This is a genomic window from Streptomyces tailanensis (assembly GCF_008386495.1).
Taxonomy (GTDB): domain Bacteria; phylum Actinomycetota; class Actinomycetes; order Streptomycetales; family Streptomycetaceae; genus Streptomyces; species Streptomyces tailanensis.
Genome location: NZ_VTHJ01000012.1, coordinates 121033 through 144205, shown reverse-complemented (window position 1 = coordinate 144205; position 23173 = coordinate 121033). Strand labels below are relative to the sequence as shown.

Annotated in this window: 22 protein-coding genes and 1 pseudogene; 7 read left to right on the top strand and 16 right to left on the bottom strand. The window is 69.3% G+C overall.

Annotated elements, in window-relative coordinates:
• Positions 1-105 precede the first annotated feature (105 nt).
• On the bottom strand, positions 106-1194 hold the full coding sequence (locus F3T56_RS12660; protein WP_149825190.1) for an LLM class flavin-dependent oxidoreductase: 1089 nt from the start codon (positions 1192-1194) through the stop codon (positions 106-108).
• 139 nt (positions 1195-1333) lie between these two features.
• Positions 1334-2089 carry an SDR family NAD(P)-dependent oxidoreductase gene (locus F3T56_RS12655; RefSeq protein WP_149825121.1) on the bottom strand — a complete coding sequence of 252 codons (756 nt, stop codon included), beginning with the start codon at positions 2087-2089 and terminating at the stop codon, positions 1334-1336.
• Positions 2090-2286: 197 nt separating this feature from the next.
• On the opposite strand from F3T56_RS12655, the pseudogene F3T56_RS12650 reads away from it, so the two are divergent.
• Positions 2287-3021: pseudogene (locus tag F3T56_RS12650) on the top strand (hypothetical protein); the annotation flags it as partial.
• 77 nt (positions 3022-3098) lie between these two features.
• On the top strand, positions 3099-3890 hold the full coding sequence (locus F3T56_RS12645) for a hypothetical protein (protein ID WP_149825119.1): 792 nt from the start codon (positions 3099-3101) through the stop codon (positions 3888-3890).
• Between the two features lie 146 nt (positions 3891-4036).
• On the opposite strand, the gene F3T56_RS12640 is transcribed toward F3T56_RS12645, so the two are convergent.
• Positions 4037-4723, bottom strand: coding sequence for a response regulator transcription factor (locus tag F3T56_RS12640; RefSeq protein ID WP_149825117.1), 687 nt, complete (start codon positions 4721-4723; stop codon positions 4037-4039).
• 119 nt (positions 4724-4842) lie between these two features.
• On the opposite strand from F3T56_RS12640, the gene F3T56_RS12635 reads away from it, so the two are divergent.
• The gene (locus F3T56_RS12635; RefSeq protein WP_149825115.1) at positions 4843-5493 is read left to right on the top strand and encodes a class I SAM-dependent DNA methyltransferase; all 651 of its coding nucleotides are present in this window, start codon (positions 4843-4845) and stop codon (positions 5491-5493) included.
• Here F3T56_RS12635 and F3T56_RS12630 read toward each other — a convergent pair.
• The 6 genes from F3T56_RS12630 to F3T56_RS12600 all read right to left on the bottom strand — a co-directional run bounded on the left by F3T56_RS12630 (position 5490) and on the right by F3T56_RS12600 (position 9520).
• Positions 5490-5975 carry a hypothetical protein gene (locus F3T56_RS12630; protein WP_149825113.1) on the bottom strand — a complete coding sequence of 162 codons (486 nt, stop codon included), beginning with the start codon at positions 5973-5975 and terminating at the stop codon, positions 5490-5492. The two genes, F3T56_RS12635 and F3T56_RS12630, sit on opposite strands and share 4 nt — an antisense overlap.
• A 93-nt stretch (positions 5976-6068) precedes the next feature.
• Positions 6069-6302 carry a DUF397 domain-containing protein gene (locus F3T56_RS12625; protein ID WP_149825111.1) on the bottom strand — a complete coding sequence of 78 codons (234 nt, stop codon included), beginning with the start codon at positions 6300-6302 and terminating at the stop codon, positions 6069-6071.
• Between the two features lie 558 nt (positions 6303-6860).
• Positions 6861-7718: a helix-turn-helix domain-containing protein gene (locus F3T56_RS12615; RefSeq protein WP_246203589.1), complete on the bottom strand. Its 858-nt coding sequence runs from the start codon at positions 7716-7718 to the stop codon at positions 6861-6863.
• Positions 7702-8214 carry a DUF6879 family protein gene (locus F3T56_RS12610; protein WP_149825107.1) on the bottom strand — a complete coding sequence of 171 codons (513 nt, stop codon included), beginning with the start codon at positions 8212-8214 and terminating at the stop codon, positions 7702-7704. Before F3T56_RS12610 ends, F3T56_RS12615 begins: the two co-directional genes overlap by 17 nt.
• Before the next feature lie 4 nt (positions 8215-8218).
• Positions 8219-8464, bottom strand: coding sequence for a hypothetical protein (locus F3T56_RS12605; RefSeq protein WP_425473567.1), 246 nt, complete (start codon positions 8462-8464; stop codon positions 8219-8221).
• Between the two features lie 723 nt (positions 8465-9187).
• A complete protein-coding gene (locus tag F3T56_RS12600; protein WP_149825105.1) occupies positions 9188-9520 on the bottom strand; it encodes a GntR family transcriptional regulator in 333 nt (110 codons plus the stop codon).
• Between the two features lie 362 nt (positions 9521-9882).
• Here F3T56_RS12600 and F3T56_RS47725 point away from each other — a divergent pair, with 362 nt between their 5' ends.
• Positions 9883-10032, top strand: a complete 150-nt coding sequence (locus tag F3T56_RS47725; RefSeq protein WP_246203588.1) for a hypothetical protein — start codon at positions 9883-9885, stop codon at positions 10030-10032.
• A 371-nt stretch (positions 10033-10403) separates the two neighbouring features.
• On the opposite strand, the gene F3T56_RS12590 is transcribed toward F3T56_RS47725, so the two are convergent.
• From F3T56_RS12590 to F3T56_RS12570, 3 genes are all read right to left on the bottom strand, one after another.
• On the bottom strand, positions 10404-12155 hold the full coding sequence (locus F3T56_RS12590) for an isocitrate lyase/phosphoenolpyruvate mutase family protein (protein WP_149825104.1): 1752 nt from the start codon (positions 12153-12155) through the stop codon (positions 10404-10406).
• A 423-nt stretch (positions 12156-12578) separates the two neighbouring features.
• Positions 12579-13520: an LLM class F420-dependent oxidoreductase gene (locus F3T56_RS12575; RefSeq protein WP_149825102.1), complete on the bottom strand. Its 942-nt coding sequence runs from the start codon at positions 13518-13520 to the stop codon at positions 12579-12581.
• Positions 13521-13721: 201 nt separating this feature from the next.
• Positions 13722-14678 (bottom strand): LysR family transcriptional regulator, encoded by a 957-nt coding sequence (locus F3T56_RS12570; protein WP_149825100.1) that lies wholly within the window; start codon positions 14676-14678, stop codon positions 13722-13724.
• Positions 14679-14934: 256 nt separating this feature from the next.
• On the opposite strand from F3T56_RS12570, the gene F3T56_RS12565 reads away from it, so the two are divergent.
• The 3 genes from F3T56_RS12565 (at position 14935) to F3T56_RS12555 (ending at position 17488) form a co-directional block, all read left to right on the top strand.
• Positions 14935-16062, top strand: coding sequence for an ABC transporter substrate-binding protein (locus tag F3T56_RS12565; protein ID WP_149825098.1), 1128 nt, complete (start codon positions 14935-14937; stop codon positions 16060-16062).
• Between the two features lie 117 nt (positions 16063-16179).
• Complete coding sequence (locus F3T56_RS12560) at positions 16180-16950, top strand: sulfite exporter TauE/SafE family protein (RefSeq protein WP_149825096.1); 771 nt, start codon at positions 16180-16182, stop codon at positions 16948-16950.
• A 1-nt stretch (position 16951) separates the two neighbouring features.
• Positions 16952-17488, top strand: coding sequence for a hypothetical protein (locus tag F3T56_RS12555; RefSeq protein ID WP_149825095.1), 537 nt, complete (start codon positions 16952-16954; stop codon positions 17486-17488).
• 16 nt (positions 17489-17504) lie between these two features.
• Here F3T56_RS12555 and F3T56_RS12550 read toward each other — a convergent pair whose 3' ends face one another.
• The 4 genes from F3T56_RS12550 to F3T56_RS12535 all read right to left on the bottom strand — a co-directional run bounded on the left by F3T56_RS12550 (position 17505) and on the right by F3T56_RS12535 (position 22906).
• Positions 17505-19787, bottom strand: coding sequence for a protein kinase domain-containing protein (locus F3T56_RS12550; RefSeq protein ID WP_149825093.1), 2283 nt, complete (start codon positions 19785-19787; stop codon positions 17505-17507).
• The gene (locus F3T56_RS12545; RefSeq protein WP_149825091.1) at positions 19787-20641 is read right to left on the bottom strand and encodes a hypothetical protein; all 855 of its coding nucleotides are present in this window, start codon (positions 20639-20641) and stop codon (positions 19787-19789) included. Before F3T56_RS12545 ends, F3T56_RS12550 begins: the two co-directional genes overlap by 1 nt.
• 2 nt (positions 20642-20643) lie before the next feature.
• Complete coding sequence (locus F3T56_RS12540; RefSeq protein ID WP_149825089.1) at positions 20644-21486, bottom strand: vWA domain-containing protein; 843 nt, start codon at positions 21484-21486, stop codon at positions 20644-20646.
• A gap of 160 nt (positions 21487-21646) precedes the next feature.
• Complete coding sequence (locus F3T56_RS12535; RefSeq protein WP_149825088.1) at positions 21647-22906, bottom strand: amidohydrolase family protein; 1260 nt, start codon at positions 22904-22906, stop codon at positions 21647-21649.
• Between the last annotated feature and the right edge of the window lie 267 nt (positions 22907-23173).

Sequence of the window (23173 nt, the reverse complement as noted above, 5' to 3'; positions counted from 1 at the left end):
AGAATGGGGTGCCACCTAGCCTTTAAGGGGCGCGGGGCTGTGACATCAGCGGCTCCGCCGCGGGGCGCGACCAGCCCCCACCGACCCGCAGCCGCCACTCAGACCTCAAGCAGCCCCTCGGAATCGCGAAGTGCGATGCACAGGATCCGTATCGATCTTCGGAATCACGTGCTCCCCCACCAACCGGATCGTCTGCAACGTCTCCTCCTTCGGCACCCCCACCGGCAACCCGAAGCTCAACTGATCCGCCCCGGCCTGCTCCCACCGCTTGCACTGGGTGAGCACCTCGTCCGGATCCCCGCAGATCAGCAACTCCTCGGAGATGAGCAGCTCGATGAACTCCTCGTCGTACGGAGGCAACGTCTCCGGCCAGACGGGGAACCCCTCGGGCCGGGGGAACGTGTCGTGATACCGGAACACCAGCGACGGCAGATAGTGCAGCCCGCCCTTCACGGCGATCCGCACCGCCTCGTCATGCGTGGGCGCGCAGATCGCCGTCGTCGTCACCATCACGTTGTCGTTGACGAAGTCCCCGACCGGCTCGGCGTCGACGATCGCGGTCTTGTACTGCTCCAGCACCCACTCCATGTCGGAGACCTTCTGCACGCTGAAGCCGAGCACGCCGAGCCCTTTCCTCGCGGCCATGGCGTACGACGGCGGCGACCCGGCGGCGTACCACATCGCGGGGTGGGACTTCCCGTACGGCTTCGGCAGGATCTTCCGCGGCGGCAGCGACCAGTGCTTGCCCTGGAAGCCGACGTACTCGTCCTGGAGCCACATCTTGGGGAACTCGGCGATGGTCTCTTCCCAGATCTCCTTGGTGTAGTTCATGTCGGTGACACCGGGGATGAAGCCGAGGATCTCGTGGGAGCCGGCCCCGCGCCCGCTGCCGAACTCGAAGCGGCCCTCGCTGAGATGGTCGAGCATGGCGACCTTCTCGGCGACCTTGACGGGGTGGTTGACCTGGGCGAGGGGATTGAAGATCCCCGACCCCAGATGAATCCGCTCCGTCGCGTGCGCCAGGTACCCCAGGAACACGTCGTTGGCGGAGAGGTGCGAGTACTCCTCCAGGAAGTGGTGCTCCGACGCCCACGCGTACTTGAAGCCGGACTTGTCCGCCTGGATGACGTACTCGGTCTCCTCCATCAGCGCCTTGTGCTCCGCGAGCGGGTCGGTCTCGGCCCGCTTGCCCACGTATCCCTGTACAAAGAGCCCGATTTCCAAGGAGGTTCACCGTCCCCGCGTCATCCCCACCGGCTTATCTGACAGTTCGTCAGATCTATGCCGCCGACTGTTCCACCGAGTCCCTGGAGCGTCAATAGCTGACGTACCGTCAGCCAAGACTCACCCCCGCCAGCCACCCCCCGTCGATCACGAACGGCTGCCCGGTGATGTACGACGAGTCCGCGCACGACAGGAACAGCGCCAGCCGGGCCACCTCGTCCGGTCGGCCGATGCGGCCGAGGGGAACCCGCTTGCGGTACAGCCGGTCGATGGTCTCGGCGGAGGCGCCGTCACCGGGGTCGGACATCGCGGTGTCGATGGCGCCGGGGCAGACCGCGTTGACCCGGATGCCCTTGCGGGCCAGCTCCAGCGCGGCCACGCGGGTGAGGCCGACGATCGCGTGCTTGGTCGCCGCGTACGCGCCGACGTACGCCATGCCCGTCATCCCGGTGTACGAGGCGGTATTGACGATGGTCCCGCCGCCGGCCGCCTCGATCTCGGGAGCCAGGGTCTTGATGCCGAGGAAGACGCCGACCTGGTTGACCTGGACGACCTGCATGAACTCGTCGAGAGAGGTGTCGACGAGGGAGTTGAAGCGCAGGACACCGGCGTTGTTGACGAGGCCGTCGACACGGCCGTACGCCTCCTTCGCGGCGATCACGGCGGCCGCCCAGTCGGCCTCGCGGCTCACGTCCAGGTGGACGTAGAGCGCGCCGATCTCCTTGGCGAGGGTCTCGCCCTGGTCGTCGAGGACGTCGGCGACCACGACAGCGGCCCCCTCCGCCCGGAACAGCCGGGCCTCCTGCTCGCCCTGGCCGCGCGCGGCGCCTGTGACGAGGACGACACGTCCGTCGAGCTTGCCCATGCGGACTCCCTTCGGGGTGCGTTGACCGAGGTCAGCGTACCGAGATATCTGATGGAGCGTCAGATAGCGGCTCGATGATTGCGCTCGCAACCCCAAGTGACCCGCGAGTAGGGACATTTGACTCTGTCTTGGTCTTCGACCGGAGCCCAATAATCCTCAAGCGCAAGGTAAAGCCACCCCCAAGGAGCGATTCACACATGGCCAAGAGGCGGTTCAGGAACAAGAAGGTCCGGTACATCGCGATCGGCGCTTCACTGGCGACCGGCGCGGCCGCCGTCACCGTGCTGCTCCCATCGGCCAACGCGGCCGAGGAGAAGACGCCCGATGAGATCATGGCGATGTGCGAAAGGACCGCGGTCCTCAACGGAAAACAGCAGTCGACAGCTGATTTCGGAGGCGGCTTCGCCGATGGATTCCGGTCCGACACCTGTGATTTCGTCGAGACGAAGTTCGAGGTCTTCGACGGCCCCACGGAGAAGGTCACCGTCGACTTCCCGAACTGCGAGCCGAACGCCACCGAACCGTCCAAGGTGACCACCGAGTTCTCGAAGACGGTGGCTCAGGGCCAGGGCATCTACAGAGTGACCCAGCAGGGCGCCCTCGGCGGTCTCTTCGGCGCCCTGAGCGGCTCCTGGGTGAAGCACAAGGGCACGCTGGACATGACCATCAAGTCGGCCACCGCCAGCGAGTCGGAACAGCGGGAAGTCCCCGTCGGCAAGATCATGCACGTGACGTTCACCCCGAAGATCCAGCGCATGACCGGCGAATGGCGCGTGCACCTCGACGCCGATCCCGGAAGCTTCGCCGTGAACCCCTCCCCCGAGCAGAACTTCGTGGCCCAGGAAGTGGTCGAGGGCCCGGTCATCCTGGAGAGCGCCGCAGGCACGCCCGGGCTCGCGGACGGCACCTCCAAGGTCGTACTGGAGGACTGCTGGCCCCCGGCCGCTCTTCCGTTTCTCTCCCCCTCCCCCTCCCCCTTCCCTTTTCCCTTCCCCTGTAGGAGACACGCATGTCACGCACCGGGCGCAGCGGCAGCCACCGCAGCAAGAAGAAGCGCATCACCCTCGCCCTGGCGCCGGTCGCCGCCCTCGGGCTGGCCGTCCCGCTGATGTACAGCGCGGGTGCCGCCACCCCCGACGAGGTGGCCACGGACTGCCGTACGGACTCGGACAAACTGGAGAACTGCGAGTTCGTCGACGTCCAGAACAAGGCGAACAGCCTCGGCCCCAACGAGCGGGTCACCAGCGTGACCGACAACTGCGGGGTCAGCACTCCCGCGACCAAGTCCTTCAGCGGCACCGCCTCCGCGACCCGCGTCATCCAGTTGGAGAACGGCTTCGGCGTGGACGGCAGCACGAAGTTGGGGAGCTCGTTCTTCGAGATCGGCGTCAAGTTCAACACGCAGGAAATCAATATCAAGCGTGACGACACCACGTCCTCGTTCTCCTTCACCAGGAGCGACACCGTGAAGGCGGACCACATCGCCTTCTTCATGTGGTCCCACAAGCGCACCGACGTGAGCGGATTCCTGCGGGCGACGTACAAGGAAGCACAGGACGGCAAGACGGTCTTCTTCTCCCCCAGTGAGGGAGCCACCAGCGTTCACGTCTTCTATCCGCAGCTCCTGAACAGCGGAACCCCGGACGGCCGCCTCTGGCTGCGGAACGTGCAGTGCGGTACGCCCCAGGCCAATGGGCTTCTCAACAGCACGAAAAGCGTCCGCTCCGAGCCCGGATTCGGTGAGGGCGGCGCGAATGTGACCGACGTCGAAATCCCGCTGTCGGATGTCTCCATCGAATAGCGAATAGCGAGCAGAAGCAGCAGCGAGCAGCGGATAGAGGTGAACGAAAGAGAACGACCAGCCGGTGCAAGAGCGGCAACCGGCTGGTGCGACGGGATCGAGCCCCCGTGGGGACGCGGGGGCTCGTTCTCATACGCGACTCGTTCTCATACGCGAACAGCGGAGGCGGCCCCCAGCCACCTCAGTACCGCTTCCGTACTCCCCCGGACGTCCAGCTTGGCGTAGATGTTGCTGAGGTTGTTGCGGACGGGCTTCTCGCTCAGTCCTAACCGCAGCCCGATCTCCTGGGCGCCGAGGCCGGTGGAGAGGAGCTCCATGATCTGCCGTTCCCGGGGCGAGAGCAGAGAGCGCAGCCGCTCCGTCGCCTCCTGGGCGTCCGGCATCCGCTGGGCCGCGTCCCGGATGGTGGCGCAGGCGATCGGCGAGAGGTAGGTGTGGCCGACCGTGGCGGCCATGACCGCCGAGGAGAGCATGCAGGTGCAGTAATCCCCCTCGACCAGATAGCCGGCCCCGCCCCGGAACGCCTCGACGACCGCCTCGCCGTCCCGGCGCGGGCTGACGACGATCACCGGAGCGCTCATCGCCCCCATCGCCTTCAGCAGCCCCGGGAACGAGACCGACGGGTCCTCGCAGCGCAGGATCACGACATCGACGTCGGCCTCATGGAGCCCCCGGTAGGGCGGCGCCATGTGCAGCACCCGGTGTACGTACGGGTCGTCCGGGGCGGGCCAGTCGCGGTGCGGCCAGTCACGCTGAGCACAGGCGAGCGCGACGGACAGACCACGGGAACGAGTTGCGGGAACGGTGATGCCGACGTGCCGGGGGGATCGCACTTCGCGTGTCCTTCCGCTGAAGTCGTGACGCCCGTTCTATACGCACCCCGGCGCCGACATGTTCAAAATTTCAATGACACATGTCAGGGCGACCGATCCCTGGACTACCGTGTCGACGCATGGACGACGCGGATCGCTGGCTGGCAGACACTCGGACCTCCTACGACACGGTCGCGGCCGACTACGCCGACCTCCTACGCGAGGCGCTGGCCGGGAAACCGTACCTTCGAGCGGCTCTGTCCCTGTTCGCCGACCTGGTACGCATCGCCGACGGCGGCGGGCCGGTCGCGGACGTGGGCTGCGGCCCCGGCCATGTCACCGCTCACCTGCGGGAGTTGGGCGTGGACGCCTTCGGTATCGACCTCTCCCCCGTGATGATCGACGTCGCCCGGCGTGACCATCCCGGCCTGCGGTTCGAGGTGGGCTCGATGACCGACCTCGACCTCGCCGACGCCTCGCTCGCCGGCCTGCTCGCCTTCTGGTCACTGATCCACGTCCCCGACGACGCCGTTCCCACCGTCTTCGCCCATTTCCGGCGGGTGTTGCGCCCCGGCGGACCACTCCTGCTCGGCTTCCACGTAGGCGACGAGTCGACCCTGAAGACACAGGGCTACGGCGGCCACCCGATGAACGTCCACGTCCACCGCCGCCGCCCCGACCGAGTGGCGACCTGGCTGCGCGACGCCGGTTTCACCGTCGAAGCCCAACTCCTGCTCGACCTCGACGAGAGCGCGCCGGGGGCGATCCTGTTCGCGCGCCGTCGGCCCTAAGCTCCGGTCCGCCCATGGGCGACAGGACAGCCCAGCTCGGGCTTCGAGCGGTTCGGGGAGCATGTCACCACGGTCAGGGAGAGGTACGTAGGTCGTTCGAGGTAGCGGCCGAGGGACACGTCCGCTCCCGAATTCAGCCGCTGCGCAGCGGAGTTGACGAGTGTGGCCAGGAGGGTGATGTCGCGGTCGTGGTCGGAGGCGAACCTGGGCGCGTACTCGGCCAGCCGCTCGCCGAGCCAGACTGCCGCGTCCTTCGCCTCCTCCCACGTGCCGCGAACCAGGGATGGCGGCTTGATCAGCCAGTACGCCGTCTCCAGCGGCGGAAGATCGACGCCCCGGAACTCCGCCGCCACCTCCCGGTAGCGCTGGATCAGCTCCGGTCTCGCGCCGACTGGGGGCGGCTCGGGGTGCGGGGGCCGACGTAGGGCTTCGCTGTCGAAGCGTTCTTTCGGGCCGGTCCACAGATAGCCGTGGTGGTGCACCAGTCGCTTCCGATCGAGGGCGTGGGAGGGGCGGCGCGGCCGGTCCCGGCTCGGTGGACGGGAACCGGAACCGGCCGCCTGCTGTAGGGGATGTCAGGCGGAGAGCCCGAACCGCGCCGGATTGATCCCGGCCGCGTCGAGTTCCTCCGTCGTGAAGCGGAGCGGCTCCGCGCCGGGCCGCTTGCTGTCGCCGAGGGCCCAGGCGCCGTCCCCGATCCGGGCGAGGGTCACGCAGGATTCCCCGTCGGGGTGGGTGTTGCCGCCGCAGGCTTTCACGAACGACGCCCCGTCGATGTCGAGCGCGTACAGGTCACTTCCGTTCAGCATTGCTGCACCTTCCTGTTCCTGCTGCTCAGCTGATCGCGGTCATGGCCGACCGCGCTTACGCCCCTGGTGGGCGGAAGTTGAGGGAGAGTGGGAAACGGATCTCAGCGGGCCGGGTCCTGGCTGCGCGCAGTGCAGCGTCGGCAGCGGCATGGCGGCCATTCAGCCGTGATCAGAGGCGCGAGGTCGTCCGTCGTGAAAACAGGACGCGGGGGTTCCCAAGTCCGTCCGGAGTCACGGGAGATCCGTATGGTCATCAACGGCCAGTCGGTAGAGCGGTCCGGGTCTGAGCCTCTTCCTTTGCTCACGAGGCATGCGCCTCTGCCTGATGCCGACGCAGCTCAACATTCGCGTCGGAAAGCGCGCTGTGGTCACCCGTGGAGCGCGCATTTTCTCTGGCGACGCAGCGAGACAGACATACAGGGCATCCGGGAATGGCCGAAGGTTCGCTCAGGAAGCCGGGACAGAGAGTTTCCGCCCGTCCAGAGTCTTCGGATTCCGTGCCTTCCTTCCCTCTCCACATGACTTCATCATCGCGCCTCAACGGGCACTTGTGGAGCGTTAGTCACGTTGTCGCCTGAACTCGCCGGCAGCGTCTTCCAAAAATGCTGAAGCGCTATCTCCTGTGAGGGCGTGCGACCAGAAGAAGTCGAACAGGCTGAGGTGCTGGGATATGTCCTTGGGGTCGCGCAGCACAACCTCTCCGGAGAACAGTTCGACAGTGACGAGGCGGTCGTCGTAGACAACGAAGATGTTCATGGGAGTGCCGGGAACATGCACCCCGTGCGGAACTATCCCCAGTTGGATATTGGGCCTTCGATTGACCTCGGCCATGTGCGCGCACTGCGCCGCCATCGCCTCGGTGCTGACACGCTGCCATCTGACCGCCTGCTCAGTCATCAGGAACCAGAAGGCGTGTGATGTGTCATCCAGGACGGCTTGACGGTCCATACGGGCCTGGACGGCCCGCGCCACGTCCCTGGTCGGATCGCCGGCCACCGTGGGCGACAGGGTCTCGACCGCGTACTCACGAACGTGCAACAGGCCGGTGGGGATGGCAGGAAGGAAATGCCGCGTCACTCGCGACGAACCCTCAAGTGCCTTCAGTTCGGCCTGTTTGTGGTGAAGGCCAATGCGTGCGTAAGCACGCCAAGACGCGTAGTCGACATTGGCCCGTCGGGCCAGATTCAGCAGTTCGTCGGCAACCTCGTCAGGTACTTCCAGGGCTTTGAGGATGCGCGCAACGTCAATGACCGATGGCAGGGCCCTCCCGGTTTCAATACGGCTGATCTTTGTCTGGCTCATATTGCAGCGAAGCGCAAGGCGTTCACCGCTGAGGCCGGAAGCGCGGCGGAGACCCCGAAGGGCCTCCGCCAAGTCCTTGCGTTCCCGGGATTGTGATTCAGGTTCGATAGACACTGAACGGTACGGCACTTTCCAGAGCGAGGTCCCGCCACGCGAGATACTTTTCGATTTCCGGGTCCTGGATCAACTCCCGGTTGATCTGAGTCCCGTCGGACCGGTAGTTGAGATGAACCACGGTAGTCTCGTCGAACAGCCAGAAGTCCTGTTCCGGCAGCCCGGGATTCGGCCGGTCGGTGATATCGACGATCTGGTAGTTCTCCCCTGCCGCGACATTGCCGGGGATGGCCCACCCGAAGAGATAGCGGCTGTACGGCGTGAGCGGCTGACGCACGATCTTCGCGCGCGTCATCGTCCGTCCTGCGGCCACATGATCCTGGATGGTCCGATGCCACTCCGCGTTGAACCCGTCCGGCATCGGCTCACCGTCCAGGAACCCACGGAAAGTCTCGGCCTCGAAAGGCATCGTGTACGTCTGGTGCACTTCGAGCCGGAACGCGGAGCGCTTGAAGTCGCGGAAGTACGCCTGCCACTCCTCGCCGTCCAGCAGCACGGGGCTAGAACCATCCCTGCGCACGGGCCGCCTCCTTCAGGATGCTTTCGGGGATCAGTACAACCGACTCGCCGTCCGGCGTCGGGTGAGTCACGTCGTAGCCCTGGATGGCGAGCATGCCAGGTTCCGGGGTGGCGTAGACGGTCGGGCAGTCACCGTTCCCGCACTCGTCGTCGTCACTCTTGCACTGCCCGCCGGCGATGATCCGTAGTTCCTCCACTGAGACCCCTTCGGTCTGTGCGATGAGCAAGCTACGGACCGTTCTACCCCTGCCACGAGCGCGACCCGCCGTCCAGTCACGTAGTCGCATAGAACCGTGTGTGTGAGTCACGGCGAGGCCGGGTCTGAACAGCACCGACAGCGGTCCCGTCGGACAACGGAGCATGACCGACGTCGGGCCTCTGCTGATCTGGGTACCGTCCGACTCGTACTGCGTGAGCCCGACCCGGAAGCGGTCGCACATCCAGAAGTCCTGGACCCCGTCAAAGGGGTTGTGATGGTTGGAATCAGCGTTTCCCCAGGACGGTGAACGACGCTTTCGATCACGACACTCTCGTCGGGCAGGTCCCAGCCCGGCCCTTGCGGGGAGTCGAGCCAGACCCGCCGACGGCGCGGGGTGGCAGTCAGCCCGAACTCGGTCTGCGGCGGCGCTCCGGTGTCCCGCCATGTGCCGATCGCCTCTTCGACGGTGTCCCACAACCACAACGGGCCGCCCTGCCGCACCAGGCCCCCGGTCCAGCACAAGCGTGGCGAACGACCCGGTGGTCAAGTCGACCACGTGTTCCAGATCGGGCCGCCGCCCGTACTCAGCCCGACGTACTGGGCGCCCGGAACCGCGACCTGGGCGATGAACCGAGGTGTCCAGTCTGTCACCACACGTGGCGGCTGGGCATGGTGCTGCCGTCGTCCGTACCGGCGCTCAGGTTCCCGGCGATCTGACGGTACGGCGGGACTGGCCCATCCCAGTCAATGGTCATGCTTCATCACTTTCGGACTCGGCAGTCGAACCCGACCCGTGGCCTTCGGGCACATCGGCGGACTCTCGCTCGATGACGAACGACCCCTTGCCCACGACCGTACGCACGTAGCTCATCTCGGCCAACAGGACCAGCGTCTTACGGGCCGTCCCGCGCGCGATCCCGAACTCCTGCATGAGCCGGTCGACTCCAGGCACGGCTCGCCCCAACGGGTACACGCCGTTTTCGATCCGGGAGATCAGTACGGCAGCGAGTTGCAGGTAGAGCGGGTCCGCTGCTTCCGGGTCAAGTTCGTCGTCCGGGCCGTAGCCCTCCGGGATGTCCACCATGGGTTGACCGTATGCGGCCAAGGAAAACCAGGCTCATTTGTGTCATGCCATGGCAGGGCATGACCAGGTTGCCCTAACGTCGGCCATGACACGAGAAGACCCCCGCGACGGATGCGACCCGTCCGAGGGCGTGGCCATCAACTGGATGGAGTTGACGACAATGAGCATTGTCCATGCGTTGCTGCGCTGGATGCTAGGCGTACTCGCGCCCGGCACCGGTAGGCGGCGAGCGGCCTACCGCCCCGCCCCACCGGTCCCCGAACTCAGGCCCGAGGCCCTTGCCGCGGCCATGCCGCGGCCCCCGACCCCCCCGTTCCCCCTACGGCCTGGACGACGGCCCGTACGACGGGAGCGCCTCCCCGTTGGTCCGCCCGTACCTCGTCGCCGTCGAGCGGGAACAGGACCGGCAGGCCCAGCAGGAACGGCGGCGGATCGCGCTCGTTCTTGCCGCCGACTTCGGTATCGACCTGGACCGGCATGTCGTGGGCGCCGAGGCGGTGGTGGGGTGTTGAGGCTACCCGGGACGGAAACGACGCCGGCGTTGCCTGCCGAGTGCGTGCTCGCGGGACGGCCGGTCGCGGGCGGCGGGGCGCGGTGAAGGCCGGGCGGTACCCGGAGGGCGAGGTGTCCCGGTTGGTCATCCGCACCTACCGGGTCGGCCCTGACGGCGAATCCGACGGCCGTGTATGGCAGCGCACCATCACCGGCAGGCACGACAGCGAGCGGCTTCCGGATTCGCTCCGGTGGCCGCCGTGCCGCTGCCCCCGCTGCCGGACCGGGCGGGGCCCGGCGCCTCGGTAGTGGTCAGGCACAGCCGTCCGTCTCCGCCTGCTGTCTTCAGCGGCAGGGCGGGCGGCTCCTGCAACCGAGGCCCTGCCAATGCCTATACCAATGCCTGTACTTCCGTGTACGAGAGGGCGGGGAGGTCCGAAGGCCGGTCGTCGCGGATGGCGGACGCGGTGGTCACGGCCGCGGCCAGGGCCCTGCGGTAGAGCAGCGAGCCGAGGCTGACCCTGGCCACGCCCAGTGCGGTCAGGTCCGCGAGGGTGGGGCCGGTCGGCGCGTACAGGATGTTCAGTGGGACGACGAGGGTCGCCAGCAGCGCGGCGATTCCGTCCGGATCCGACAGCCCCGGCACGAACACCCCGTCCGCACCGGCCTGTTCGTAGACCGCGAGGCGCGCCTGGGTCTCTTCCCTGATGTCGTTGACCGCGAGGCGGGCCCCGGTTTCGTCCTTCTGTCGTCCGAGCCAGTACGTGTCGGTGCGGGCGTTCACGAACAGCGTGGGGACAACGGCCTTGACAGCGGCGATCTTCGCGGCGTGGAGCGTCACGGGGGCGAGGGTGCCGTCCGGGCGGCCGTCCTCGATGTTGACGCCGGCTGCGCCCGCCTCGTACAGCTTTCGGGCCAACTCGGCGACCTCTTCGGGGTCGTCGCTGAAGCCCCCCTCGATGTCGACGGTGAAGAGGAATGAACTGGAGCTCTGCCCGAGCCGGCGGGCGAGGGCCAGGGTCTCCGCGGCGGTCGCGGCCGCCCCGTCCGGCAGCCCGGCGGCCGCGGCGACGCCCAGACTGGTGGTGCCGATCGCCTCGAAGCCCCGCGCCGCGAGTGCGGCCGCGGAGGCGTGGTCCCAGGCGTTGGGCAGCAGGAGCGGGGTGGGCCGGTGGTGCAGGCGCGCCAAGGCGGTCGACGGGCGGCCGAGCAGACCGTCGGCCAGGGCGAGGGCGTGCGCGCGGCCGGGACAGACCCGCGGTGGTGCGCTGAAGGTGAGGGGCACGGGGTGCGCCCGATGGGCGGTGGCGAGATCCAGGAGTACGACATCGCCCTCGGCGATCTCCCGCCCGGCGACCCGGGTGGCGCGGGCGGCGACCCGGCGCATGATCCGTACCGGCGGAACCTCCCGGAGCACCCGGGCCGGCGGTACGTCGCCGTCGCCCGCGGCCTCCACCAGCGCGGCCGTCGCGGCACAGGCCTGCACCAGCAGCCCGATACGGTTGGCGACGGCTTCCAGGGCGGCGCCGTCTCCTACGGGGGCTTCGTTCCCCAGAGCACCTTCGTTCTCCAGGGCGGCTCCATCCTCCACGGCGGCTTCGTTCCCAAAAGCACCTTCGTTCTCCAGGGCGGCTCCATCCTCCACGGCGGCTTCGTTCCCCAGAGCACCTTCGTTCTGCAGAGCACCTTCGTTCTCCACGGCGGCTGCATCCGCCCGCCCCGGCATCAGCTGGGCCACAAGCCGGGCCACCGCCTCGTCGGCAGCCGCCTCCACCGCCGGGTCCTCGCCTCCGAAATAAGCCCCGGCCACCACGACCACGGCCTCAGCGACCGCCGCGGGATCCGCCATCCCCAGGGCCTCGGCGAGGGTACGCACCACGCGCACCCGGACCTGACCCTCGGGCCCGGCCGCCGCCCGCCGTAGCCCGGCGGGCTCCAGCCGGGCCAACTCCTCCTCCACAAGCCCCCGCCGACGCCGATGCGTCTCACCCGAGCTGAACCGGGCCACGTTGGCACGCAGCCACGCGACACTCCCCCCGACCCGCCCGCCGCCTGCCGTCACCGGCTCCGGGACGAGCGCCGGGTCGGCGAGCGCGGCCCGTACGTCCGCGTACGAATCAAAGGTGTGCGTCGAATGTGTCATGGCACCGACGCTAGGACCGGAACAGTTCGGCACTCCCCGAACAGTCCCCACGGCATCATGGCCTCATGTCCCCGCTCGCCGAAACCGCCGGCCTGCTCGCCGACCGCACCCGAGCCACCTTCTGCGAGGCCCTGCTCGACGGCCGCGCCTGGCCCGCCGGCTTCGACGACGTGACGGTCGAGGTGCACACCGGAGTCCGCACCGGCCCAGCGATGTCGCCCCTCCTCACCGGCCTGGCCGAGCGAGCCCACTCCACCGGCGCCATCACCCACGAACAGGCAGATGACTGGATCACCGACCAGCGGACCGCTCCGAGACCGACCGCCTCTTCCTCGCGCTACCGATGTTCATGGCAGCGGCAACCGCCCCCGGTAAGGACGGGCGACGCCTCCAGCCCCACAACAGCTGCCCCACGCCAGCGGCCTACAACAGCGGCCCCACTTCTGCCCCGAACGCGCCCATCTGGTCGACGAGTTCGCCCCGGCTCCGGCTGCGGAAGCGCACCTGGATCTGGTGCACGCCCATGTCCGCGTACGCTCGCAGCGACTCGGCGAGGGCTTCCGGCGGCCCGGTGAGCGTGCGGCGGCCGACGTCCCAGCCCGGCTCACCGACGTACAGGGGCTCGGTGATGGCGCCCACCACGAAGGGCCGGTCGTCCGTCCCCGCCTCCTCCCGCAGGCGCCGCAGCCGGGCGATCTGCGCGGGGAGGCGGTCGCGCGGGTCTCCCTGTGGCAGCCAGCCGTCCCCGCGTGCGGCCGCCCGGCGTACGGCGGCCGGCGACGAGCCGCCCACCCACAGCGGTACCCGCTCCTGTGCCGGCCGGGGCCGCTGCCCCAGACCCTCGAAGTCGTACAACTTCCCCTGATGCGAAGGGAATTCGTCCGGCCCCAGCGCCGCCCGCAGCGCGTCGAGGGACTCGTCCAGCACCGCTCCCCGCCGCTCGAAGTCCACCCCCAGCGCCTCGAACTCCTCCCGCACATGCCCGGCCCCGACCCCGAGGATCAGCCGCCCGCCCGAGAGGTGATCAAGGGTCGCGTACTGCTTGGCCGTCAGCAGCGGATGCCGCAGCCCGACCACCGCGACATGGCTCAGCAACCGCACCCGCTCGGTGACCCCGGCGAGAAAGGCGAGCGTGGCGACCGGGTCGTACCAGACCGTGCCCATCGCGGGGGCGAGACGGCGGGGGATGGCGACGTGGTCGCAGCTCGCGATGTACGCGAACCCGGCCCGGTCGGCGGCCCGCGCGATCCCGACCAGATCCCCGGCCCCGGTGTCCGCCTCCCAGGGCTCGGCGTACAGGGTGCTCTGGGACTGGACGGGCAGCTGCATCCCGTACGTCAGTAGACCGTTGGGTGAAACTCGCATTGGGGCGCCTCCCCTGACTGACGGTCGTCACATGAGGTGGAGCGCCCCCATAGTCGTAGTTGACACTGCGTCAGACAAGAGGGAAGGAGAGAGGACCGGCTCCTGATCAGCTTGGGGTTCCGATAGTTTCGAGAAGGTCGGCATAAACGCGTATCAGGCTGCGGACCGGACAGTCCCCAGATCGTCGCATCTGATGATCCGTCAGACAGGGGGCCGGTGGACGTCCGGATCGGACTCCGGCAGCGAACGGGCCGCCCTGCGCAGGTGTTCGGCGAGTGCCTCGACGGCCGGTGCCGAGGGGGAGGTGCGGGCGTTCGTGCCCCAGGCCAGCAGGTGGTGCCGGCGGGCCCAGGAGTCCTGCAGGGCGCAGACGTCGAGGGGCTGCCGGTCGGGGCCTGGGTCGAGGGCGCGGCGCGGAACGACGGCGAGCCCGACGCCGGCGGCCGCGAGGGCGACGAGGGTGCCGAGGTCGGCGACGGTGGTGCGGTAGCGCGGCGCCGGGGCGTGCGGGCCGATATGCTTCTCGATGTGCCTCTCGATCCAGCGGCGCAGCGACGACGCGGCGTCGAGTCCGACGAGGGGGTGTTCGGCGGCCTCGCTGTACGTCAGTGTCGTGCGCCCGGCGAGAAGTCCGCCTGCTTGGCCGATGACGACGAGGGAGTCGTCGCCGAGGGATTCCATGACGAGGCCCCGGTCGTGTGCCTCGTTGTCGACGACGACCCCGAGATCCGCCTCGCCGGCCACGAGCATCCGCACCGTTCGTGGGGTGCGGCTCTCGGCGACGGTGACATCGACGTCCGGGTGGGCCCGCAGGAACGAGACCAGGGCTCTCGGCACCAGCCGGTGCATGGCGGAGCCGCCGCTCAGCAGGGTGAGGGGTGCGGTCCGGGGCCGGGCGTAGCTCGCGACGGCGCTTTCGAGCCGTGCCGTCCGGTCGAGCACCTCGCGCGCGTGCCGGGCCAGCGCGGTCCCCGCCGGTGTGGGGCGCACTCCTCGCCTGCCCCTGATCAACAGGGCCACGCCGGCATGATGTTCGAGCGCCCGCACCCTGGCGCTGGCCGAGGGCAGGCTCAGATGCATCCGGCGGGCGCCCGCCGTGATCGACCCCTCGGTCACGATGCCGAGGAAGAGCCGCAGATCGTCGAGGTCGTAGCGCACCCGCGCCACTCTAGAACCGGGCCCGGGCCCGGCCCGGTGCCGTTGGCGGTCACGGTGCGGAGTATGAGGACGGCTTTGGTGCCGTCCAGGCCCCGGCGGACGCCAATGATGCCGAGGCAGTCGGCGATCAGGTGGCGGTGGGACAACGAGGGCCTGCTGGACGCCGGTTGCGGAAGTCGCACACCTGGATCGCGGGCTTGTGCGTGGGTAGGCTGCACGTCCCGATGATCTTGGCTTGCCGAGGTGACTGCAACGCATGAATACGCCACCAGCCCCACCACCGCAACCACCGCCTGGAGTGGAGCGAACTGACGGATCATCCGTCCAGATCGGCGCTCTCGTTCCACTGACTCGGCCCGGCTGGGGCGAGGCGGGCCGGCACTTGCTCGCTGGACTGGAGCTGGGCATCGGCGAGGTCAATGAGGCCGGCGGGATCGGCGGAAGACCACTTGAGCTAGTGGTCCGGGACACCGCGGCTGATCCGCAGAGGGCCGCGGCGGCCGTGGATGAACTGGCTCGCCTGGGCGTGGCCGCCTTGGTGGGGGAGTATCACAGCGTCGTCGCTCGCGCCGCTGCCGCCAGGGCCGACGCCCTCGGTCTGCCGTTCCTCTGCTCGTCAGCGGTTCTCGACGCGCTCACCGAGGAGCCGACGGAATGGGTCGCACGCCTCTCCCCGCCGCAGTCCCGCGGCTGGCAGATCTACGCGGACTTCCTCCTCGGCGCGGGCCACGCCCGAATCGCCGTGGCAGCCCAGCCGAGTGTCTACTGGGCGTCAGGGGTCCGTATCCTTCGGGACTACCTCGCTCCGCGCGGCGGCACCGTCATCGAACTCGACATGGGCGCGCTCACCCCCACCGCCGTGTGCGACGAACTCGTCGACAACCGCGCGACAGCCCTCCTTCTCCTGGTCGGCCACCCGGAGCCGGCGGTGTCGGTCGTCAAGTCCGTCCGCCGCGACCAGCGCCTTGCCGAGGTCATGATCGGTGCTCCGGCCGGGCAACCGGAGTTCGCCGAATGGGCAACGTTGCTGGGCGACGACGGCACCGCGATCCCGTTCCTGCGCTACCTGCCCGAACGCCTCAGCCCACTCGGTGCACGAGTAGAGACGGCCCTGCGCGAGCGGCTGGCCGAAGCGCCCTCATTCGTCGCCTTCGAGGGCTACGACACGGTCGCCGTCCTCGCCGATGTGCTGCGCCCTCACGGCGCGGACCGGGCGCGTACTGCCGAATCCTGGCCGCGCGTCGCAGTCGAAGGCACCCGCGGGCGGATCCACTTCTCCCGCACGCCGGGCATCAGCGTTTGGCAGTGGGCCTGGCCGCCCATCCAAGTCGTTGATCGAGATCCGGCGGAACCCGACCGCTTCCGGGTCCTTCACGCCGGTTGAGAGAGAACGGCGTCCGACCCTCTGCGGCACCCTCTCCCCCAGCCTTAGGCACAGCCTCATGCTCGGTACGTGAATCGCGCATTGTGGAGACCGCACCCGCGAAGTGATGCTCGACCGGTGTCCGAGTTGCTGCTCGTTCTGCTGGCCGGGGTCGCTGCCGGGGTGTTGAACGCCGTCGGCGGTGGCGGCACGTTCGTGGCGCTGCCCGCCCTCGTCGCGGTGGGCCTGCCCCCGGTGACGGCGAACGCGGCCTCGACCATCGCCCTCGTACCCGGCTCGGTCGCCGGCGCCTGGGTCTGCCGACGCGAGATCCCCCAGGTCGGAACGGTCTCCACGACGGAGTTGAGCACCGCCAGCGCCCTCGGCGGCGGCCTCGGCGCCGGCCTCCTCCTCGCCCTCCCCTCGACCACGTTCGACGCCGCCGTCCCCTGGCTCCTGGCCTTCGCCACCCTCGTCCTCGCCTTCGGACGCCGGGCCTCGGCCGCGCTCTCCCGAGGTCCGGGACGCCGTCCTGGCATGGGCCCGCGAGCCCTGTTGCTCGGCCAGTTCCTGCTCTCCGTCTACGGCGGATACTTCGGCGGAGCCGTAGGCATCCTGATGCTCGCCCTGTGGGGCCTCACCCTCGGCCTCGACCCCGCGACCGCCAACCCGATGCGCATCGTCCAGGTCGCGGCGGCCTACCTCAGCGCGAGCGCCCTCTTCCTCCTCGCCTCGGACGCCCTGGCCACCCCCCTGTTCCTCACCACGATGCTGACCGGCGCCCTGGCCGGCGGCTACCTGGGCGCCCACCTCGCCCTGCGCCTGCCGGCCCGGGCCCTGCGAACCATCGTCCTGACCACAGCGGTGACGATGACCGCCCTGTACTTCCTCCGCGCCCTGGACGACTGACATGACGGCCACCGGCAACGAGGACGATGAAGGCCATGGGGGCGACGGCACTGCCACCCCGTACACGGACACGGCGCGGGCCAGGCTTGTGCTGGCCTACGAGGCGTACGAACTGGCCGAGCTCGCCCGCGCCGCCGTCCCGGTCGGCGAGCACGAGCTGAGGCCGGACGGCACGACCGGCGCCCCCGGCTCCGTGCTGGCCGAGGCCGCCCGGGTACTCACGGCCGCACACCGGTTCCTGGAGGCCGCCGTCGTGTACGAGCGACTGGGCGGCGCCGACTGGCGACTGATCGGCGCGCTCCTGAACCTGCCCCCGCACACCGCGAGCGACCGCTTTACAACAGCCGTCGGCGGCGCTCCGGGCGAGGCGAGGTGGTGGCAGATCCATGTGGCACGGCATCCCCGGGAAGCCGCGCTCGACCTCGACGACTGGGTGCTGCGCCACGAGGACGGCGACGGCGCGGACCTCGGCACCGCGCCGGTCTCGGGCCGACTGGCCCGCAGGAACCCCCGCCGACGCGACGGGGATGCACCGTGAGCGGTGTGTACGCCCCTCAGCGGCCGGTCGCCAGCAGCTTCACGTAGCGGCGGGTGCCCAGTGTGCGTCGGGTCTCCGCCCGTGCTGTCGCGAGGTCGGTCCTCACCCGTGCCAGCTCCGCCTCGGCGCCCGCCAGCCGCTTCTGGCGCTGGATGAGTTCGGCCCGCTGCCGCTGGCTCTCCATGCCCCGCCGCTGCCGCGCGGCAGTGAGCCGCTGCCGCTCGTCGGCGATGCGGTTCTTCAGGGCGTCGCGGCTCCGCTGGGCGCCGGCCTCGACCTGCTTCAGCTCGGCGTTCAGCTGGTTCCGGAGGGTGGCCATCTCGATCTGGATGTTCGCCATGACCCCTGGCGGCACCTTGGTCGGCGCGGTGGCCCGGGCGCGCTGCTCCAGGCCCCGGCGCCAGGACTCCAGCGTGTTGGCCCTGGCCTCGCCGATACCCGGCACCCTGATCCACTGGCCGCTGGTGCCCACCAGGTAGGCGCCCCCTTGCTGGGCGAACGCCACGCCCGTGAAGTCGGCGGCGGTACGGATCCCCGCGTCCATCAGGGCCCGGACCATCTTGTCGCCCATGTTGGTGAGCTTGCGGGCCTCCTGGATCGAGGTCTTGCGCAGCCTCTCCTGGATGTGCGCCTGGACCGCGGGCGCCAGGGCGTAGGCGATCCGGCGCGCCTCCTTGGCGGACAGTTCCGTCAGCTGTTTCTGGATCCGGCCGGTGCTGCGGTTCAGGTCCACGGTGATGCGGGCCTGGCCGTCCTTGAGTTCGGTGGTCAGCGCCTGGAGGCGTTTGTCCGAGGCCGCGTTGTCCTTGGCGACCGACTCGTCCAGCTTGCGGATGTCCTTCTCCAGGCGCTGGTGGGCGGTGGCCGGATCCTTCAACTCGCGTGCGCGCAGGTGGAGTTCGCGTACGCGTGCCTTCGCGGCACGGTACTCGGGGCGCAGCCGTCGCCCGAGGCCGATCGCGGCCCCGGACACGGCGAGCGCGAGCCCCTGGGTCATGGGCAGGTACCCGTAGGGCTGGACGGCGGCCAGCGCGAGGGCGCCGGGCGCCGCGTTGCCGAGCAGGGAGGAGGCCGCCACGACCAGGTCACCCGCGCGCCGTCGGCCGAAGCCCGGGGCGGGCTGCCCGGCGGGGCCCGGGCCGGCCTGTCCTGCCGTACTCCCGGCGGCCTGTCCTGCCGTACCCCCGGCGGCGGGTGCGGCCGCCGCCGGTATGTGTCCCGTCATCCAGGCCGGTACGCCGTGCGCGAGCGGGCCGGAGGCGGTCGGCGGCGCGGTCGCCGATGCCTGGGCCGCTGCCCCGCTCCCGCCCTTGGCCGCGGCCTGGCCCTTGCCCCATGCCGAGCGCCGCTTGGGGAGTGCCACGGCGTCCGGCGTCAGGGCGGGCAGCGCGGCGCACGGCTTGCCGAGGAGGTTCTTGACCCGGGTGGCCACGGCCCGGACCCGTTCGTCCGGGTGGCCGAGCAGCACCGGCCAGGCCAGGGACATGGCCGGTTCGGTGAAGTCGGCCTCGGAGAGGATCAGGAACTCGCCGTGCGGGTCGTGGAGTTGCGTCCAGAGGCCGGGGTCCGCGGCGACGGCGAGCAGGGAGAGCTGGATGACCCAGGCGGAGAAGCGGTCCATCGCGGGGCCGAAGTCGGCGGCCGTACGGGACGGGGACTGGTAGTTGCGGTGACCGTTCTCCGTGGCCTTCTCGCCTTTGAGGGCCGGTACGTACATCCCGTCGTAGTCGACGAGGCGAAGCGTCCCGTCGGACGCCACCAGGATGTTGCCGTGCTGGAGGTCTCCGTGAGCGATGCCGGCCTTGTCGAGATCGGCCACCAGAGCCAGGAACCGGTCGGCCAGTGCCTGGACGGCGGCCGTGTCGGTGCGGTTGCGGTCGAGCCAGTTGAGGAGGTCGGTGCCCTGGACCCAGGCCATCTTGACCACGGGGTACCACTCCCCGGCGACCAGCACGCCCTCGTCCAGGAACTCGAAGCCCACCGACCACGCGTGTGACAGGGCGCCGAGGGCGGAGCTGATGGCCGTGTAGCGCCTGGTGAGGGACGTGCTGTCCCTGGTGAAGCACTTCAGGGCGTACCGCTGGCCGTCCGGGGCGGTGACCGAGAAGACGCTGGCGAAGTTGCCGGAGATCGCCTTCGGGCCCAGTACGGGGGTCTGCTGGACGGTGCCGTGCTTGAGGCCGGGGTCGCGGAAGCAGACCTCGGGATGCTGCAGGGCCTCCGCGTAGTTGGCTCCCGTCGGGAACTTTCCGACCGCTCCGGATCCGGCGGCGAACCCGCCGCCGTGGGAGACCGCCATCACCCCTCCGCTCTCACCCTCATCCGGATGAGCGTCACGTCGTCGTTTCGGATACGGGACCGCGCCCGCTGGTCGTTCACCCACTCCTCGAACGACTCCTCGCCGAGTTCGGCGAGTTCGGCCAACAGCAGCCCGGGAGCGGGCAGTTCGGGGCGTGGGGTCAGGAGCCAGGCGGCCAGCGCGTCGGTGGCGAGGAGGAGTTCGTCGCCGGGGAGCAGCGTGCCGTGGGCGACTCTCACCCGCTCGGCGACCAGTGCCACGTCATGGTTGCGGCTGCCGAGGAGTTGCGGGGTGATGCCGAAGTCGTCCAGGTCGTTGATCGGGAAGGCGCCGAGGACCTGGCCGTCCCGCAGGTGGAAGAGGCAGCTGTCACCCAGGGCGAAGGCGTACCAGTCCCAGCTCACCTCACCGCTCTCCGCCACGGACGACCGGAGTTCGACGCCCAGTACGGTGGCGAAGGCGCCCTTCTCCAGACCGGGCTGCTCGTACCAGGTGATCGGCCTGCCCCGCTCGGCGCGGTCGGCCTGGTACCAGGTGAGGAAGGCGTCCCAGCTGTCGCCCGAACGGCGCATGAGGTCGCCGACGAACGCGCCGAGGTCCTGCCACCAGTCACCGTTCAGGCACATGGACTCGACGGCGTCGTTGACCAGCCGTTCGGCCCAGGGACCAGCGAGCAGGCTCTCCGAGGCGCCGTCCGACACGGCCGCGTACAGCGAGGCGACGGTCCGCCCCTCGCCGTCGACACACGGGTCACCGGGGAAGACGTAACCGGCGTCCTCGCACTCCTCGCGCAGGCTGCCCGCCTTGGGCACCCGCAGCAGCTGCCGGTCCGGCAGCACCGGGAGGTCCCCCATGGTCAGCGCAGCTCCGTCGCGCGGGTGCCGATGTCCAGGAACTCCACGATGTTGACGATGTCGGCGTTGTAGACGAAGCCCCGGGTCGTCTCGCTGACCCGGTGGCCCTGCGAAGCCGCGTAGGAGCGCATGTGGCTGGGCAGCACGCTCGACATCTGGAACAGCAGACGTGCGTACGTGTCCGGCAGCCCCTCCTCGCTGTCCGGGAAGGTGACCGGGGTGCCGCCGCTGCCCGAGACATGGAGGTTGAACAGGAGCACCGCGCCGTCGGCCGTGGCATGCGAGGCGAGGCCGATGGCCGCGCTGGTCGGGTCACCGTCGGTGGACTCGCCGTCGGTGAGGTTGAGGACGATCGGCGGGAAGCCCCCGGGGTGCGCCTCGACCCAGTTCGCGACCAGCGAGTCCGCGTAGCCGAGAGCCCGCGTCATGGGTGTACCGCCGTTGGTCACCGGGTCCATCCACACCGGGAACTGCACGGAGGTCTCGACCAGACCGCCAGCGCCGTCCGGCACCTTCTTGGTACGGCTCTGCACCCGGGCCGGGTTGTTCGCGACCTCGCTCAGCGGAACGAGGTCGCGGCCGGCCAACGCGCCCTGGAAGGCGGAGCCGACGTGGTTGTGCCCGTATCCGATCACCGCGACATGGAAGTAGTCGCGTACGCCTTCTTCCTTGGCGCACTTGACCGACAGCTCGGTCAGCAGCCGGTTGATGGCATCCGAGACGACCTCGGCGCGCTGTGGCGACACCTCACCGCTTGTCATGGGATCGCTCATCGAGGCGGACTGATCCACGAGGAAGATGAAGCACCCGGGGTTGGTACGGCTGATCTCTGCGGTGTACGGCAACTGACGCCCCTGAATCCTCTGCGCAAACCGGCACGGGGGCAGCCGCAACGCACTTGGCCCCCCAAGGGGGATCATGCTATCTGACGACCAGACAGTTCACACGAGTGTCACACTTACCTCTCATTCCTCACCCTGGATCCGTGCCTTCCGCGATTCCCACTCAAGCCCCCGCCCACAGCCCGTACTCCGTCAGCCCCAGCAAATCGATCGCGTTGCGGCGCACGATCCGGTCGACCACGTCCGGGTCCAGGTGGCCCATCTGGGCCTCCCCGACCTCGCGGGACTTGGGCCAGGTGGAGTCGGAGTGGGGGTAGTCGGTCTCGTACAGCACGTTGCCGACCCCGATCGCGTCCAGGTTCTTCAGACCGAACGCATCGTCGAAGAAGCAGCCGTACACATGCTCGGCGAACAACTCGGACGGCGGCCGGTGCACCTTGTCGGCGACCCCGCCCCAGGCCCGGTTCTCCTCCCACACCACATCCGCGCGCTCCAGGATGTACGGGATCCAGCCGATCTGGCCCTCGGCATACATGACCTTGAGGTTGGGGAAGCGTTCGAACTTGCCGCTCATCAGCCAGTCGACCATCGAGAAGCAGCAGTTGGCGAAGGTGATGGTGGAGCCGACGGCCGGCGGGGCGTCGGCGGACGTGGAGGGCATACGGCTGCTGGAGCCGATGTGCATGGCGACGACCGTGCCGGTCTCGTCACAGGCGGCGAGGAAGGGGTCCCAGTCGTCGGTGTGGACGGAGGGCAGGCCGAGGTGCGGGGGGATCTCGGAGAAGGCGACGGCCCGGACGCCGCGGGCGGCGTTGCGGCGGACCTCGGCGGCGGCGAGTTCGGCGTCCCAGAGGGGAATGAGGGTGAGCGGGATGAGGCGGCCGTGCGCCGCCGGGCCGCACCACTCCTCCACCATCCAGTCGTTGTACGCCCGGACGCCCAGCAGACCCAGTTCGTGGTCGGCGGCCTCCGTGAAGGTCTGGCCGCAGAAACGCGGGAAGGTGGGGAAGCAGAGGGCGGACTGGACGTGGTTGACGTCCATGTCGGCGAGGCGCTGCGGAACGTCGTACGAACCGGGGCGCATCTGCTCGTAGGTGATGACCTCCAGTTTGATCTCGTCCCTGCTGTACCCGACCGCCGTGTCGAGGCGGGTCAGGGGGCGGTGCAGGTCCTCGTAGACCCACCAGTCGCCGATCGGTCCGTCGTCGCCGGGGGCGCCCATGACGGGCTTGAAGCGGCCGCCGAGGAAGGTCATCTCCTTCAGCGGCGCCCGGACTATGCGGGGGCCGATGTCCCGGTACTTCTTCGGGAGGCGGTCCTGCCAGACGTTCGGGGGCTCCACCGTGTGGTCGTCGACCGAGATGATCCTCGGGAAGGCGGGGGCGATGGTGGGTTCCGTGGCGCTCGTCTCCATGGTGTCCATGTGCGCCACGGTAGCGCCGATCTGACGGATCGTCAGCTACTGGGATGCCCACTCAGCACGTCCGGGCCCGCTGTTGGCGAATCCGGTCGACGGCTGCCAAGTGGCTCGTGGGTCTCACCGACACGCCGCATTCCCGGCGTGTCGGTGAGACTGCGCGACCACTTGGCTCTCGCCCGGCGGGATTCGCCAACAGCGTCGCGGGGTGGCGGGGGCGGCCGCCCCTGAATTCAGCCCGTCCGGCGTTTGAGGACGAGCCCGAAGGGCGAT